The following is a 14,661-nucleotide window of genomic DNA, read 5'->3' as shown; positions in this document are numbered from 1 at the left end:
TTGACAAAGCAAAACGCATATGATATGTTATATGAAATCTCTTTGCGCTGCACGGCGTCTTTTGTCAAGATGCCTAATCAACAGTACAAACTGAGCAGGCGATGGAAGCTTTCCATGGGGCCGGGCCGTTTTTACACGGCAGCAGATGAAACCGACTGCGTACATCTGCGGGACAGTTGTTGTTCCGCGGGTGTTTTTTTATTTTCAGGCCAAAACACCCTGCCGGACTCAGAGAATTCATATGCACATATTGGGAGGGTCTGGCTATGAAAGTACGGACAAACGAACAAATCGCCATGCACGTCTCGCGGGTCAGCATTTTGGGAAATGTCCTGTTGACCGCTTTTAAGCTCTTCGCCGGCATCTTTGCAAGGTCCGGCGCGATGATCTCGGACGCGGTGCATTCCGCTTCCGACGTATTCAGCACCATAGTGGTCATGATCGGCGTGAAGCTCGCCAACCGCGCGTCCGACAAGGACCACCCCTACGGACACGAGCGGTTGGAATGTGTGGCCGCCATTTTGCTGGCAGCGCTCCTGTTTGCCACCGGAATCGGCATTGGGGCCAACGGAGTGGAACATATTGTGAACGGCACACACGGCGGGCTGGCGGTTCCGGGCGCGTTGGCGCTGGTTGCCGCTGTCGTTTCTATCGTTTTAAAAGAGGCGATGTACTGGTACACCCGCGCCGCCGCCAAGCAGATCCATTCCAGCGCACTGATGGCGGACGCGTGGCACCACCGTTCCGACGCGCTTTCCTCCATCGGCAGCTTTGTGGGTATTTTGGGCGCGCGGCTCGGCTTCCCGATTCTGGACCCGATCGCCAGCGTGGTAATCTGCCTGTTCATCCTCAAGGCCGCGGTCGATATTTTCCGGGACGCGATCAATAAAATGACCGACCGGGCGTGCGACGACGAGGTGGTGGAGGAAATCCGGGGCGTGGCGGCGGAGCAGGAGGGCGTCCTGGCAATCGATCAGATCAAAACCCGCCTGTTCGGTGACAAGGTCTACGTGGACCTGGAGATCCAAGCGGACGGCAGCGAGACGCTGACGCAGGCGCACGGCACCGCGCAGTGTGTACATGACGCGATTGAAGCGCAGTTCCCCTCCGTCAAGCACTGTATGGTGCATGTGAACCCCTCGGAGGGCGAGCCGCACGCATAGATAACAGCCCTTGTTTTGATTGTAACGTAGAACGAAACGCGTTTTTCCGCTTTTCTGGACCTCCGGTCGGGACGCGCCTACGGCGAGGATTATTTTCACCTTACAGGTAATGACTAATACGTGTTTTTCCGCTTTTCTGAAAAGCGGCGGTTTCCAAAGGCAGAGCCTTTGGTCGTTCTCCGCAGAGAACGAAACTCTCTTCCTGAGAAGAGCGAGTGGGAACGAGTGATATGGTTCTTTACAGACCTTTTGTGCTTCCGGGTAACGTTCGGGGCCGTTGCAGCTTTATTCTGCAACGGCCCCTTGTTAAATTCAGTTGGTTTTTCAAATCCTGTTCAGGTATCGCTTTCTTTTGTAACATAGACGCTGCCTTTTGCGTGCCGTCCCGTGACCGTCAGCAGATACGTCCCGCTGTCTTCTATGGCAACTTGAAAGGAGGATGTCGGGACGTCCGTTCCCTCATAGACGGCTTCTTCCCCGTCCTTTTGAAGCAAAAGATCCACCCGGCCCCATTCGCTGACAATGGCAAAATCGACCACGTCGCCCGCCTCCAGCTTCAGGGATTGAGTATCCGTTTGGTTCAGCACTTTGTAATCCATCACCAATTGGTCTTCATTTCCCAATCTGCTGCCTTCAAACTGCGTTCCGATCCACCCACACGCGGTAACGGAACCCACAAGCAGCAAAAGCGACAGGAATAAAACAGCCTTTTTCATATACACACTTCCAATTCCACAATTTTGCGGCCCCTGCTGCCGCGTTGTTTTTCATTTGTCCTGCCGGTGGGGTTCACAGCTTCACGAGAATTTCTTCCCCTTCGCTGGTTTGCACCTCAACCAGCTTCAATCCCTTGAATTGCCTCCGATACCGCTTCAGCTGCGCGAGAAGGGCTTCTTTCCCGGTTTCGGAAACCTTGACATATTTTTGGGAAGCCGTTAACGCGATGGAAAGGCCCAGCCTGTTGAACAGAAGGGTGTTGGGAAGATAGAAGGTTCCTTTAAACTCTTTTGTGTGTATTTTTACCAGCATCATTCCACCGTGACTTCAACAATATCCCCTTCGCTGCTCTCCACCTCCACGATCCTGCCGAGCACGCCGTTCTCGATCATGGAAATGATCATATCAAAGTCGAGCGCCTTTAAAATCTCGCTGCCGTTAAACTGCGGGATTTCCAGGTCCATTTCCGCCGCCATTTTGACAAAGGCCAGCGGCAGATTCACCTTGACCTTGTCCCCCTGCACCGTGTGGATATTGACGCGCAAAAACATTTCTTCAATCTTTTTCCGTTCCTCCACGGGCACCAGGTAGACGGCTTCTTCCTTTTCTTTTACGAGGTCGTCCAAGGACATATGGAAAAAGTCCGAAAGCTCGATCAGGATGGGCAGGTCCGGAATACTCAGCCCGGTTTCCCATTTGCTGACCGCCTGGGAGGACACCCCCATCTTTTCCGCCAGCTCGTCCTGCGTCATTTTTTTCTGTTTTCTAAGATCGCTGATCTTCTCACCAATGGTTTTTTTCATGTTGTTTCCTCTTTTCTATCACGAATCTGTTTTGATTATAGAACAGAGTTCATGAAAAAAGAAGCGATTCGCGGTTGAAACACTCTACCGTTGGTTGTAAATTGAGAAACCGGCGGTTGTATCCGCGCATTCCGGCCTGTATTTCCGGCGGTTAACCGCCCTTTACGCCATTCCGAACAACTGCCCCAAAAAGTTCCCGACAATTGACAGCAGCAGGACAGCCCAAAAATAGAGCGGAAACCACGACGGATATACCGTGCACGCCGGAAGCTGCGGCAGCTCTGCCGACCACTGGCCCACCAGCCACTGGTGCAGGAAGAACTCCGCAAAAAGCAGCCCGTACAGCAAAACCGTCAGGCAAACAATCACGTCCCATTCCTCAGTCTTTCTTTTCATGGTATCCGCTCCCTTCTGATTATAAAACGAATCAGAAGGGCGAAAACCTTCAAACAGAAGGGACAAACTGGAAAAATATTTTGAAACGGCATGTTACATAACAGCCCCTGTTTTGATTGTAGCGTAGAGCAAAATGTGTTTTTCCGCTTTTCTGAAAAGCGGCGATGGTTATTTAGAACATCGAGCGAGGCTTTAGCCTCAAGCGAGCGTCCCGACCGGAGGTCAAGAGCGAGTGGGAGCGAATGATATGGTTCTTTACAGACCTGTTGTACTGCCGGGCAAACTTTCAAGGCCGTTGCAGAATTCAAACTGCAACGGCCCCATTTTTATATAATGTTTCGTAAAGAGTTTTATTTCTCCCGCTCCCAGCCCCGGTAAAGCGCTTTTCCTTTCAAACCGTTCTGTTTCCCTTGCCGTTTCCAGCCGTAGTTTGCCGCATGGAAATACAGAAAGCGCGGCATGTTCGGCTCCACATACCGATCCACTCCGCCGGTTTTGCCCTGCGCAATGGATGCGGCAAACGCGGTAAAGGCGGCACGCAAAGATTTTTTTGGAGAAGCTTCCAGCGGGATGCCCACACTCTGGCCCAAAAACGCACCCCCGCCGATGGCAACGCCCTCTCCCCACGGGAGCCCGGCGCGGCGGCAGAAATGCCGCATCACATCGAGCGCATAGCGGTTTTGCTTCGTCTCAAAAAAGCCGCAGTTGACGACGGTATAGACAATCGGCTTCTGTTCCTTTTCCGACGCAATCGCTTCCAGCTCCGTGAGGATGCGCAGCAGATGGGACGGCACCGCGTCCACGTAGAGCGGAAAAACAAAAACCAGCGCGTCACAATCGCAGAGCTGCTCCAAAAACGGCGCCCCCGTATACGAGGCAGAGGCCAGCACTGCCGTTTCCGCCTGCTCCGGCAGGAGCTTTTGCAGCTCCCCGATAAACCAGCCGGAGGCGCTGCCCTTCTTCTTCGGACTGCCGTTGACCAGACAAATTTTCATTTAAAGCGCCTCCTTTACATCTTCCAGCAGGGGCGAATGATCCAACCAAACCGCGCGGAAGTCCGTGGTATGTAAATTGAGCGCGTTCGCCTCCACCAGATTGCGGAACGTCTCCTGCTCCGCCCGGTCCGCGTCCCCATAGCCGTACACGCGGAGGGCGGGCGATATCCTGTAACGCGTCACATGGTGCATTTCCCCATTTCGTTTGGTAAAGAAGGGCAGCAGCCCGCCAATGATGCGATCCATGCAGTTTTTGACAAACGGGCTGTAACCGCCGTAGGTGACGCGCGTCAGCAGCAGAAGCGTATCGCACTGGACCAGCCATTTGCCCAGATCCTGATAAAAATCCTTCCACACACAGACGCCGGGCGTTTTGATCCAGCAGCCAAAGCAGCCGATGCACGGGTGGATCACGCCGTGACAGTCCCCAATCACCTTGACGTCGCCCGGCAATCCGGGAAAGCGCTCCGCAAATACGGCAGGGTCTAAATCGTGAAGCAACAGTTTCATATCCGCCTCCAAAGTTAACACTGTAAACATTCTGACAAATTGATCATAGCACAGAATGTTTACATCGTCAACTTTTTATTGTATACTTTTGTCGGGAGTTGATCGAGATGAAAGAAAAGCGGTATCACCACGAGGATTTGCGGCAGGAGCTGATTGACGCGGGCATCCGCATGATCGCGGAAGACGGCGTGGAAAAGCTCTCCATGCGCCGGATCGCGGCGGCCTGCGGCGTGAGCCACACCGCGCCGTACAAGCATTTTCAAAATAAGGACGATATGCTCGCCGCGATTCTGCAATTCGTGCTGGTGCAGTTTGCGCAGGGCTTGCAGGAATCTGTGGACCGCCAGCCCGGCACACCGCCGGAACGATTGCTGGAACTGGGCAAGGGCTATGTGCAGTTTATGGCGGAGCATCCGGACTATTTGAAAATCCTGTTTTTTACCGGGTTTATGTCCCCCGTGCCCCGTGAAGAGCTGGCGGACACCTCCACGGACCGACGGCCCTATCTGCTGTTCCAGCAGACGGCGATCACCTATCTGGAATATCTGCGCATCCCCAAAGAGGAATACCGCCCGCATCTGATCTCCCTGTGGGCACTGGTGCACGGCATTGCGGTCATGCTGGTAAACCGGAACATCGACGCCGGGCCGGATTACCTGGATGAGGTGGAACGAGTGCTGCGGACTGTGATCCGGTTCGCGCCGGAAGACACCTGATACAATCAATGACATGGAGGAAATCAAAATGGATTATATAAAAGAAAATAAAGCGGCCTGGGAAGAGGCCTTTGAGCACCGGCATCCCGGCTGGGGAGAAGAAAACCATGAACGCTTGAGAAACGAGCGCCTTCCCTTCTTTTGCCCGGACGTGGCGAAGGAGCTGGAAGGTATCGACTTTCACGGCAAGACCGTCGCGCAGTTTTGCTGCAACAACGGGCGCGAACTGCTCTCCCTGATGCAGCTCGGCGCAAAAGACGGCTTCGGCTTTGACATTGCGGAAAACATCATCCAGCAGGCCGCCGATACCGCAGAAAAGGCGGGGATCGAGCATTGTGAATTTATCGCCTGCAATATTCTGGAAATCCCGCCGGCGTATGACAATCGCTTTGATTTTGTGCTGTTCACCATCGGGGCAATTACCTGGTTTGAGGATTTGGGCGCGTTGTTCCAAACTGTTTCCAGGTGCCTGAAACCCGGGGGCCTGCTGATGATTCACGATTTTCATCCAGTCATGAACATGCTGCCCATGCCGGGTGAACCCGCGTTTGACGATCAGCATTTAAACCGCATCGCGTATTCCTATTTCCGGAAGGAACCGTGGATTGAAAACGAGGGCATGGGGTACATGTCAGAGCAGTACGAATCCAAAACCTTCACCAGCTTTTCGCACACGATGTCCGCGATCATCAACGCCGTCAGCGGCGCGCGGATGTCCGTCGCCAAGCTGAACGAATACGATTACGATGTCGGTTTATCGGAAGCATATGACCACAAGGGGTTCCCGCTGTCCTATCTTTTGACTGCTGAAAAGCGGTGAGGGGCGGCGCCTGACGGAAAATAAAACTGTTTGATCTCTTTATGAAAAAGCCTGCCGAAACGCGCAAGATGCGGTCGTTTCGGCAGGCTTTTATTTCTTATTGTATTATATAATGTATATATAACAAACAGTATTCAATTATTTTTCTAAAAAGCGGTAAACGATAACACTTTGTTTGTAGACACGCTACATTGAAAAAGATAAAATAAAACTATGAAATGTCTCACTTTCCATTTACCAAAAGGTCAACATTTTTCACTTAACAAATATTGGCATATCTATTTACTTTTAGGTCCCAATAGCAGATTATAGTATTACGGGTCTCCAAAGTGAGGTGAAAAAGTTGCCCGAGAAAAAGAAAATGGGTCGCCCAACCGATAATCCCAAAAAGACTTCTGTACATGTCCGCTTGGATCAGGAATGCTGCGATGTTCTGGACGCGTACTGCAAAAAAGTGCCGGTCCCGCGAACGGAAGCAATTCGACGGGGGATTAAACTGTTAAAGGGCGAACTGGAAAAGTAAAGGAAAGCGGCCCACACTCAAAAATGCACCGCTTTCCCCACAAAACCACAGCGCCTCAGAAAGGCTCTGCATAAATATTTTACCATGTGTAAAGCATTCTGGCAAGGCGCCGTGGAAACAGAAAGGAAATAAACCAATGAGCATAATTGAAAATCTGTTTTTCATGGACAACAAAGCAAACACCACCATTTTTGACGACGATTCTTTTGCGGACCGCGCGGACCAAACCGTCCAGCAGAATCAGCAGATTCTGTTTGACCTTTTGCACGGCAGGGAACGCCAGCTCTTTTCGGATTACGTGGACGCGCAGTCAACCATCGAAGGCTCCGTTTCAGCGGAAAAATTCTGCTACGGCTTCCGGATGGGAGCATTACTGATGCTGGAACTTTTGAACGATTACGAGGAATTTGCCGAAGGGCAGATCTTTTACAAAAAACCTTGAGAGAAACGGGAGGTCTGACCATGAAAAAACTGTTGATCTGGGGCGCGGGCGACCAGGGCACCGTCACACTGGACTGCGCGCTGGCGATGAATACATACGATTCCATCGCCTTTTTATCCTTCGCGGAGCGGGGCGCACGCGAGATTCCCAATTACATTATCTACCGGGAACAGGACGTCGAACTCCACACATTTTTGCCGTCCTTTGACGAGGTGATTGTCGCGACGGGTGACAACGCATTGCGTGAACAGAAAGTTTCCATGTTGAACGCGCTGGGCATTCCGCTGGTAACCATCATACACCCCACAGCCTACATCAGTCCCTTTGCACAGGTATCAGCGGGATGTACCGTTCTAGCGTTCGCCGTCGTTCATATTAACGCCTCCGTCGGAACTGGCTGCATCGTCAACACAGGGGCGATCGTGGAGCACGACTGCGTGCTGGGGGACTTCGTCAATGTCTGCCCCAAGGTTTCCATGGCTGGGCATACTACCGTTGGTAAAAAAGCATTTTTGGGGATTGGATGTACCATCATTAACAATCTTTCCGTCGGGGAAGAAGCGGTCATTGGAGCCGGGGCGGTGGTCATCCGCGACGTGCCGGCCCATGAGGTGGTGGCAGGCGTTCCGGCAAAGCGCATCCAGTCATAACAGGAACCGCTGTCTCCCATGCGATAATACCAAGTGGCAGCTGATCCCGCCAGAAAAAACGGAGGCTGTATCCTATGGCGGAACACGTGGAAAACCGGTTGATATGATAGATTGAGTTTTTTATAAAATGAGATTGTAATAGTAAATCGTACAAAGAAATAGCTTTCTAAAACAGAAAATGCCTTTGAAGATGGCCTTTCAGAGCCAGATTCAAGGGCATTTTCATTTATTTCTCATAATGTCACTTGTAACGAACCTTATACGAAACTCTGATAAAAGCGCAAATAGAATGGTGATGGATTTTTCGCCAGACAAGGAGGACAATTTGGGCGGGCTGACGCCCGGCAAGGAGACGAACATTGGTTAGCGGAAAAAACTCGCCGTAATCGTATGATTTTATTAGAGTTTTGTATGAATCCCCAGCCTTCGCTGGGGCTACAGGAAAAGCCCCAGCGAAAGCTTTCTGCCTCATAAACAGCAATATCACTCGTTCCCACTCGCTCTTCTCAGGAAAAAGAGTTCCGTTCTCTGCGGAGAACGGCAAAGGGCCCTGCCCTTTGATCCCGCCGCTTTTCAGAAAAGCGGAAAAACGCGTTTTAAAAAGTACCTGTCTGGTAGAAAACAATCCTCGCCGTAGGCGCGAGCTAACCGCAGGTTCCACCTTTTAGAAAGGTGGAAAAACATGTTTTAATTCTTACCAACCAAGCAAAAAGCAACCCTTATCGCAGGTCCTGCTTTTTAGAAAGGTGGAACAACACATTTAAGCAAAATCCGCGCTGATTCTCGTTACAACCCTATACTTTTCGTATAATCATCGCTTAAATAAACAAATTGGTGTCAGAAGTTTCCGCTGAGCCGAGGAACGTCGCCACGCCGCCCAGCTCTACGCCGTCGAGCAATTCCTCCGCGCGGATGCCCATAATATCCATGGACATCTGGCAGGCAACGACGCGCACGCCGTTGTCCATAGCGGATTGGATCAGCTCTTCCAGAGAGGAAACGTTTTTGCGTTTCATCACTTCCCGGATCATCTTCGAGCCCGCGCCCGCCATATGCATCTTGGAAAGCTTCAGCTTTTTGCTGCCGCGCGGCATCATTACGCCGAACATCTTTTCAATCACATTCTTTTTAACCCTGACTTTCTCGCTCTTGCGCAGGATGTTCAGCCCCCAGAAGGTGAAGAACAGCGTCACCTTGCGGCCCATCGCCGCCGCGCCGTTGGCGATAATGAACGCCGCAATCGCTTTATCCAGATCGCCGCTGAAAATCACCATCGTTTTGTCGTGCCCTTCCTCCGATGCGATGGCGCATGACGGCGCGGGATTTGCGCCGCAGCCCTTTTGCAGTACGACTTCATAGGTTCCCTTCTCGTTCTGGACGGAAAGCAGCTGGTTCCCCGTGCTCTTGCACCATGCCTGAATATCAGAGGCAAAGGCGGGGTCCGTTGCGCGGACGCGGAGCTGTTCGCCCTCCGCGATACTCTTCATCCCTTCGGCAACCTTCATGATCGGCCCGGGGCATTGCAACCCGCAGGCATCCACCGCAATGGTCTTCACGTCATGATCCGTCCTTTCTTCTTTCGGCTTTTGCGGCGCGGGAGGCTCTGCAAATACATTCTTTGCATGTACCAGCTGATAGGTCTTGTACCCGCCGCTCAGGTTATACGCGTCAAAGCCGTGCTGCTTCAGAATCCGCGTGGCAAGGTAGCCGCGCAGTCCCACGCGGCAGGTTACATAGACCGGATTTTTCGGGTCCAGCTCGTTCAATCGTCCGCGCAGCTCATCCAGCGGCAGATTCCGGAAGCCCGGCACCGTGCCCATGCGCACTTCCTCCGGCATACTCACGTCCAGCCGCGTGGTCTGCTCCGGGTCGAGCGCCGGCACGTCTTCGGCATAGATCACGGGCATATCGCCCTTTAAAATATTCGCGGCGGTGAAGCCCAGCATATTAACCGGGTCCTTTGCGGAGGAATACGGCGGCGCGTAACAAAGCTCCAGCTCCTCCAGATCGTACACCGTGCCGTGCAGGCGGATCACCGTCGCCAGCACGTCAATGCGCTTTTCCACGCCCTCATATCCCACGGCCTGCGCGCCCAATACTTTGCCATCCTCCGCAAAGAGCAGCTTCATCGTGATCGGCGTTGCGCCGGGATAATAGGAAGCATGCGACTGCGGGTGAACATAGGTCTTCCGGTAGGCAATCCCCTGCGCCCGGGCCTGCTTTTCGTTCAGGCCCGTCGAAGCGGCGGTCAGGTCGAACACCTTCAGCACGGAGCTGCCCTGTAAGCCCTCACCCGTCGTCTTTTGCGCGCCCAATACATTTTCCGCCGCAATACGCCCCTGTTTGTTGGCGGGGCCTGCCAGCGGCACCAGATTTTCCTGACCGGTGACCAGGTTTTTCACGCCGATCGCGTCGCCCACCGCATAGATATCCGGGTCGGAGGTTTGGTAAAATTCGTTCACAGCGATGCTGTTGCCGACGCCCAATTGAAGGCCCGCTTCCTTCGCCAGCCTGTTTTCCGGCGCGACGCCCATGCTGAGCAGAACCAGGTCTGCACGCAGCGGTTCGCCCTTCGTCAGGCTTACCGCCAGCGCGCCGCTTTTCTCTTCAATCCCCGTCAGACCGGTTCCCAGGCGCAGGCGCACGCCGTGCTCCGTCAGATGGCGGTGCAGGAGGTTTGCCATCTCTTTGTCAAGCGGCGCAACCACCTGGTCCGCAAACTCGACGATGCTTACATCCAGCCCGCGCTCCTTGAGGTTTTCCGCCATCTCCACGCCGATGAAGCCGCCGCCCACCACCACGGCGGATGCGGCGTTTTTCTCCCGGATGTATTGATCAATGCGGAAGGTGTCCGGCACCGTGCGCAGGGTGAACACGCCGTCCAGCTCCACGCCGGGCAGGTTCGGGCGCTTCGGCTCCGCGCCGGGGGACAGGATCAGCTTGTCGTACGGCTCCGTATAGGTCCTCCCCGCCGCGTGGTCCCGCACCTGCACAGTCTTCGCCTTGCGGTCGATGGACAGCACCTCGTTCCGGACACGCACATCCACGCGAAAACGGTTGCGCAGCAGCTCCGGCTTTGTCACCAGAAGTGCGTCCTTGCTTTTGATGCTTCCACCAATATAATAGGGCAGGCCGCAGTTTGCATAGGAGATATATTCCCCTTTTTCAAATAAAACAATTTCCGCGTCCTCGCTCAGCCTTCTCAACCGGGTAGCCGCGCTGGCTCCGCCCGCGACGCCGCCCACAATGCATATTTTCATAGCTTTCGCTCCTCTCTGCATTTCCTGCTTCCATTCTATACTCTTTTTCATAATTGGCAAGTGACTAAGTTACAAAAGGCGGACTTGTGGTCAACTCTCGTTTACGGCCAAAACGCGTTTTTCCGCTTTTCTGAAAAGCGGGACCTGCGGTCAGCTCGCGCCTACGGCGAGGGTTATTTTTTTATCTGACTGGTAATGATTAAAACGTGTTTTTCCGCTTTTCTGAAAAGCGGCGGGATCAAAGGGCAGAGCCCTTTGCCGCTCCTCGCAAGGAGCGGAACGCTTTTTTCTGAGAAGAGCGAGTGGGAACGAGCGATATGGTTCTTTGCGAATCTTTTGTGCTACCGGGTAGCTTCAGGGGCCGTTGCAAAATGTAAACTGCAACGGCCCCTTTATGTCAGTCTTATTCTACAAAGTCCATGCTTCAAATCGGCAGCAGCGCCTGCGCCACATTAAAATAAATGATCAGCGAAAACGCGTCCACAATGGTTGTAATGAGCGGCGCGGCCATGATCGCCGGGTCCGCGTGCAGCAGCTTTGCCAGCATCGGCAGCACGCCGCCGACGGTCTTTGCCATCAGCACGGTGGCAAGCATCGCAATTGCCACAGTCAGGGCTATCAGCTCATTCCCGGGGAACCGGATGGATAGCTGGATAAAATTCACCACGCTCAGCGCTACGCCAACCAGCAGGCTGACGCGCAGTTCCTTCCAGAACACGCGGAAAAAATCGCGGAAGGTGATGTCTCCCACCGCCATGCCGCGGATCACCATGGTGCTGCTCTGGCTGCCCGCGTTGCCGCCCGTATCGGTCAGCATAGGAATAAATGTGACCAGCATCGGCATGGCGGCAAACGCCGCCTCGTACCGGCCCAGAATGCCGCCCGTGATCATGCCGGAAACCATCAGCACCAGCAGCCAGACAATGCGGTTTTTCGCCAATACAAACACATTCGTTTTTAAATAGGGTTTCTCTGACGGATGCATTGCCGCCATCTTTTCAAAGTCCTCGGTTGCCTCTTCCTCCATGACGTCCATCACATCGTCGACGGTGACGATGCCGACCAGCCGGTTCTCGTGGTCTACCACGGGCATAGAGATAAAGTCGTATTTCATCATGCGCTGGACGGCCTCTTCCTGGTCCTCCATGGTGCCCGCCGTGATGACGTCCGGCTCCATCAGCGTTTCAATGATCTGGTCGTCCTGCGCCAACAGCAACTCTTTGACGGTGACAACACCCTCCAGGCGGCGGCTTTCGTCGATCACATAGCAGGTATAAATCGACTCGCTGTCCTCGCCGGTGCGGCGAATACGCTTGATCGCATCGCTGACCGTCATATTTTTGCGCAGGTCAATGTACTCCGCCGTCATGAGGCTGCCGACGGAATTCTCCGGATAATTCAAAAACTGGTTGATGAGCTGGCGCGTGTCCGGCTTGGCGTTTTTCAGCACGCGCTTGACGACGTTTGCGGGCAGCTCCTCCAGCATGTCAACCGCGTCGTCCACGAACAGGTCCTCGATGATGGCGGACAGCTCCGTATCCGTGATAGAGCCGACAATAACCTGCTGCACCTCCGGCGGCAAGTTGGCAAACACCTCCGCCGCGAGTTCCTTGGGCAGGGTGCGAAAGACCACCGTTGCGCGCTCCTGCGGAAGCTGCTCGATAAAGCCGGCGATGTCCACTTCGTTTTCTTCCGCCAGCGCCGCGCGCAGGGCGCGAAAATCTTTCCGTTCCAGCAGACGGAACAGCCGTTCAAAATCATATTCTTTTTCCATTGGTTTCTCCTCCTGTCTTTGATTACAGCGAGGAAGCAGCCAAACGGACAGAACCGCATGGGGATACGCTGGTTGTGACAGCGCATCCCCATGCGGTGACGTCTCATGTTAAACCTGTTTTACAGGGCGCGGAAAAACAAGCGCCGCAGCGTAAAGCAGCTCCGCAAAGGAACGTCACTGTCCATCTTCGTACTTCGTCCGCATAAGTCCACTTGTTTTTCCCCCTTTTTGATTCAAATACATTCATTCCGGGCGGATTTTACCCGCAATCACAGAATAGCACTTTCGCACGCCGATTTCAACCCATTTACGAATTCTTTTTCGTATTTTCCGCAAATTGGATGCGCCCAGCGTATTTTCTGTTTCCCAATATTCGATTCCCGCATAGTATGGAACAATTGTCTGGAAAGGAAGTGCGCATATGCGGGAAACGTTACATAGGTGCCTGGGTCTCCGCGAGACCATCACCATCACGGCGGGGACTGTCATCGGCGTGGGCCTGTTCACCGTGGGAGCCAACGTCGTGGGCGTCCTCGGCCCGTTTGTCATTCTGGCAACGCTTGCAGCGCTGCTCATCAGCATCTATCCCTCCCTGCTCTACGCGGAGATGGGCGGGGCCCTGCCCTCCGCCGGGGGAACCTATCGCTATGCGGCCCTTGGGCTGGGCCGTCCCTTCGGCATGCTGGCGGGATGGAGCTTTGTCATCTCCATGATCTCCGTCGCCAGCGGGGAAGCGCTCGCGTTCAGCTTCTACCTGCGGACCCTGCTGGAGGCGCTGGGGCTCTCCCTGCCCATCAGCGACCGCTGGATTGCCTGCCTTGCCGTCGCCGGATTCCTGGTGTTGGCGGTGCGCGGCGTGGAAATGACCGGACGGCTGCAAAACGGGTTCATGTTCTTCTTCTGGGGCGTGGCAATCGTGTGGATTCTTTCGACTCTCCCGTCCATGCACTTTGGAGAGGCGCTGACTGTGCCGGACCCAACCAGTTTGACTTTTGCCGGCTTTTTGCCTTGTGTCGCCATGGTATGGTGGTGCTTCGCGGGCTTTGAGACCTGCTGCGCCATGGGGGAAGAAATCCGCCGCCCGCGCGTGAACCTGCCGCGCGCGCTGTTTCTCGCGCCCTTCCTGGTCTTCGCGGTAAACGGGCTGTTCCAGTGGGCGCTGCTGCGCATCGTCCCGCCGGAGTCGATTGCCTCCCTGGCGGATGCCGCGGCTCCCTACGCGCAGGGGATGAAACAGGCGGGCGTTGTCGGCTTTCCGTTGATTCTGCTGTGCCTGGGCATCGCCTTTGGAGGGGATTTCTCCACCCTGAACGCCAGTGTGACCGCGCCCGCCCGGTATTTGTACACCATGGCGCGGGACGGCGCGCTGCCGAAGGTCTTTGCAAAACTGCATCCCCGCTGGAAAACGCCCATTGCGGCAATCGCAGCGCTTGGGATATTCACACTCGTGCTGATCTCAACCGATTCCATCAATTACATCGCGTCGCTCTCCCTGTTCTGCACCCTGCTGTATTACATCATCGGCATGGCGGCGGCCTGTGTTCTGCGTGTCCGGCAACCCGCGCTTTTCCGCCCCTACCGCGCGCCGTGGATTTGGCTGGGCGCGCCGGTCAGCATCCTGATCTACCTGTTTATGATGACGCAGCTGGAACGCTCCGCTGTGCTGACAGGCATTGTCTGCTGCGCACTCGGGATGGCAGCCTTCCTGCTCTGCCGCAAAAGAGGCTCTCCCAGTGAGGATGCGCTTCTTCCGCCGGACGACCCGCCGCCTTCTCCCGACGAACAGCGGCGCATGGACCGGGAATACCGCCTGTGGAAATGGGCCGTTGCCGTTGCCGTCCTGCTTGTGCTCGCCCTGCATCTCCCGCTCCTGCTGGGGGCCGTCTTCTGAA

At 54.4% G+C, this 14,661-nt stretch carries 15 protein-coding genes and 1 riboswitch; of the genes, 7 read left to right on the top strand and 8 right to left on the bottom strand.

The genetic code is table 11. The annotated features are described in order from the left end of the window. Window positions 1-80 precede the first annotated feature (80 nt). A riboswitch (NiCo riboswitch) is annotated at window positions 81-178 on the top strand. Window positions 179-266: 88 nt separating this feature from the next. Further along, window positions 267-1,163, top strand: coding sequence for a cation diffusion facilitator family transporter (locus BN2106_RS03255; protein WP_050697144.1), 897 nt, complete (start codon window positions 267-269; stop codon window positions 1,161-1,163). A 335-nt stretch (window positions 1,164-1,498) separates the two neighbouring features. Here the strand turns inward: BN2106_RS03255 and BN2106_RS03250 are convergent, their stop codons facing one another. From BN2106_RS03250 to BN2106_RS03225, 6 genes are all read right to left on the bottom strand, one after another. Then, window positions 1,499-1,879 carry a hypothetical protein gene (locus tag BN2106_RS03250; RefSeq protein WP_050697143.1) on the bottom strand — a complete coding sequence of 127 codons (381 nt, stop codon included), beginning with the start codon at window positions 1,877-1,879 and terminating at the stop codon, window positions 1,499-1,501. 73 nt (window positions 1,880-1,952) lie between these two features. After that, the gene (locus BN2106_RS03245) at window positions 1,953-2,195 is read right to left on the bottom strand and encodes a hypothetical protein (RefSeq protein WP_050697142.1); all 243 of its coding nucleotides are present in this window, start codon (window positions 2,193-2,195) and stop codon (window positions 1,953-1,955) included. Further along, window positions 2,192-2,683, bottom strand: coding sequence for a helix-turn-helix domain-containing protein (locus BN2106_RS03240; protein ID WP_050697141.1), 492 nt, complete (start codon window positions 2,681-2,683; stop codon window positions 2,192-2,194). The genes BN2106_RS03245 and BN2106_RS03240 overlap by 4 nt, the downstream gene beginning before the upstream one ends. A 162-nt stretch (window positions 2,684-2,845) precedes the next feature. Beyond that, window positions 2,846-3,079 (bottom strand): hypothetical protein, encoded by a 234-nt coding sequence (locus tag BN2106_RS03235; protein ID WP_050697140.1) that lies wholly within the window; start codon window positions 3,077-3,079, stop codon window positions 2,846-2,848. 350 nt (window positions 3,080-3,429) lie between these two features. Further along, a complete protein-coding gene (locus BN2106_RS03230; RefSeq protein ID WP_050697139.1) occupies window positions 3,430-4,074 on the bottom strand; it encodes an NADPH-dependent FMN reductase family protein in 645 nt (214 codons plus the stop codon). Further along, entirely contained in the window at window positions 4,075-4,584 is a 510-nt protein-coding gene (locus tag BN2106_RS03225) for a flavodoxin family protein (protein WP_050697138.1), read from the bottom strand. A 107-nt stretch (window positions 4,585-4,691) separates the two neighbouring features. Here BN2106_RS03225 and BN2106_RS03220 point away from each other — a divergent pair, with 107 nt between their 5' ends. The 5 genes from BN2106_RS03220 (at window position 4,692) to BN2106_RS03200 (ending at window position 7,735) form a co-directional block, all read left to right on the top strand. Further along, window positions 4,692-5,300, top strand: a complete 609-nt coding sequence (locus BN2106_RS03220) for a TetR/AcrR family transcriptional regulator (protein WP_050697137.1) — start codon at window positions 4,692-4,694, stop codon at window positions 5,298-5,300. A gap of 28 nt (window positions 5,301-5,328) precedes the next feature. Next, window positions 5,329-6,120, top strand: coding sequence for a class I SAM-dependent methyltransferase (locus BN2106_RS03215; protein ID WP_050697136.1), 792 nt, complete (start codon window positions 5,329-5,331; stop codon window positions 6,118-6,120). Between the two features lie 343 nt (window positions 6,121-6,463). Next, window positions 6,464-6,643, top strand: coding sequence for a ribbon-helix-helix domain-containing protein (locus BN2106_RS16425; protein WP_050697135.1), 180 nt, complete (start codon window positions 6,464-6,466; stop codon window positions 6,641-6,643). A gap of 136 nt (window positions 6,644-6,779) precedes the next feature. Next, window positions 6,780-7,085, top strand: a complete 306-nt coding sequence (locus BN2106_RS03205; RefSeq protein WP_050697134.1) for a DUF6809 family protein — start codon at window positions 6,780-6,782, stop codon at window positions 7,083-7,085. A gap of 20 nt (window positions 7,086-7,105) precedes the next feature. Further along, complete coding sequence (locus BN2106_RS03200; RefSeq protein WP_050697133.1) at window positions 7,106-7,735, top strand: acetyltransferase; 630 nt, start codon at window positions 7,106-7,108, stop codon at window positions 7,733-7,735. An 818-nt stretch (window positions 7,736-8,553) separates the two neighbouring features. Here the strand turns inward: BN2106_RS03200 and BN2106_RS03190 are convergent. After that, window positions 8,554-10,995: a DsrE/DsrF/DrsH-like family protein gene (locus tag BN2106_RS03190; RefSeq protein ID WP_050697131.1), complete on the bottom strand. Its 2,442-nt coding sequence runs from the start codon at window positions 10,993-10,995 to the stop codon at window positions 8,554-8,556. A gap of 424 nt (window positions 10,996-11,419) precedes the next feature. Beyond that, window positions 11,420-12,769, bottom strand: coding sequence for a magnesium transporter (gene mgtE / locus BN2106_RS03185; RefSeq protein ID WP_050697130.1), 1,350 nt, complete (start codon window positions 12,767-12,769; stop codon window positions 11,420-11,422). 421 nt (window positions 12,770-13,190) lie between these two features. On the opposite strand from mgtE, the gene BN2106_RS03180 reads away from it, so the two are divergent. After that, entirely contained in the window at window positions 13,191-14,660 is a 1,470-nt protein-coding gene (locus BN2106_RS03180; RefSeq protein ID WP_050697129.1) for an APC family permease, read from the top strand. The last annotated feature ends 1 nt before the right edge of the window (window position 14,661 follow it).

Origin of the sequence: Anaeromassilibacillus senegalensis, assembly GCF_001261775.1 — a bacterium.
Lineage (GTDB): Bacteria > Bacillota > Clostridia > Oscillospirales > Acutalibacteraceae > Anaeromassilibacillus > Anaeromassilibacillus senegalensis.
The sequence above is the reverse complement of the archived record's forward strand: the minus strand, read 5'-3'. Positions and strand labels throughout refer to the sequence as shown.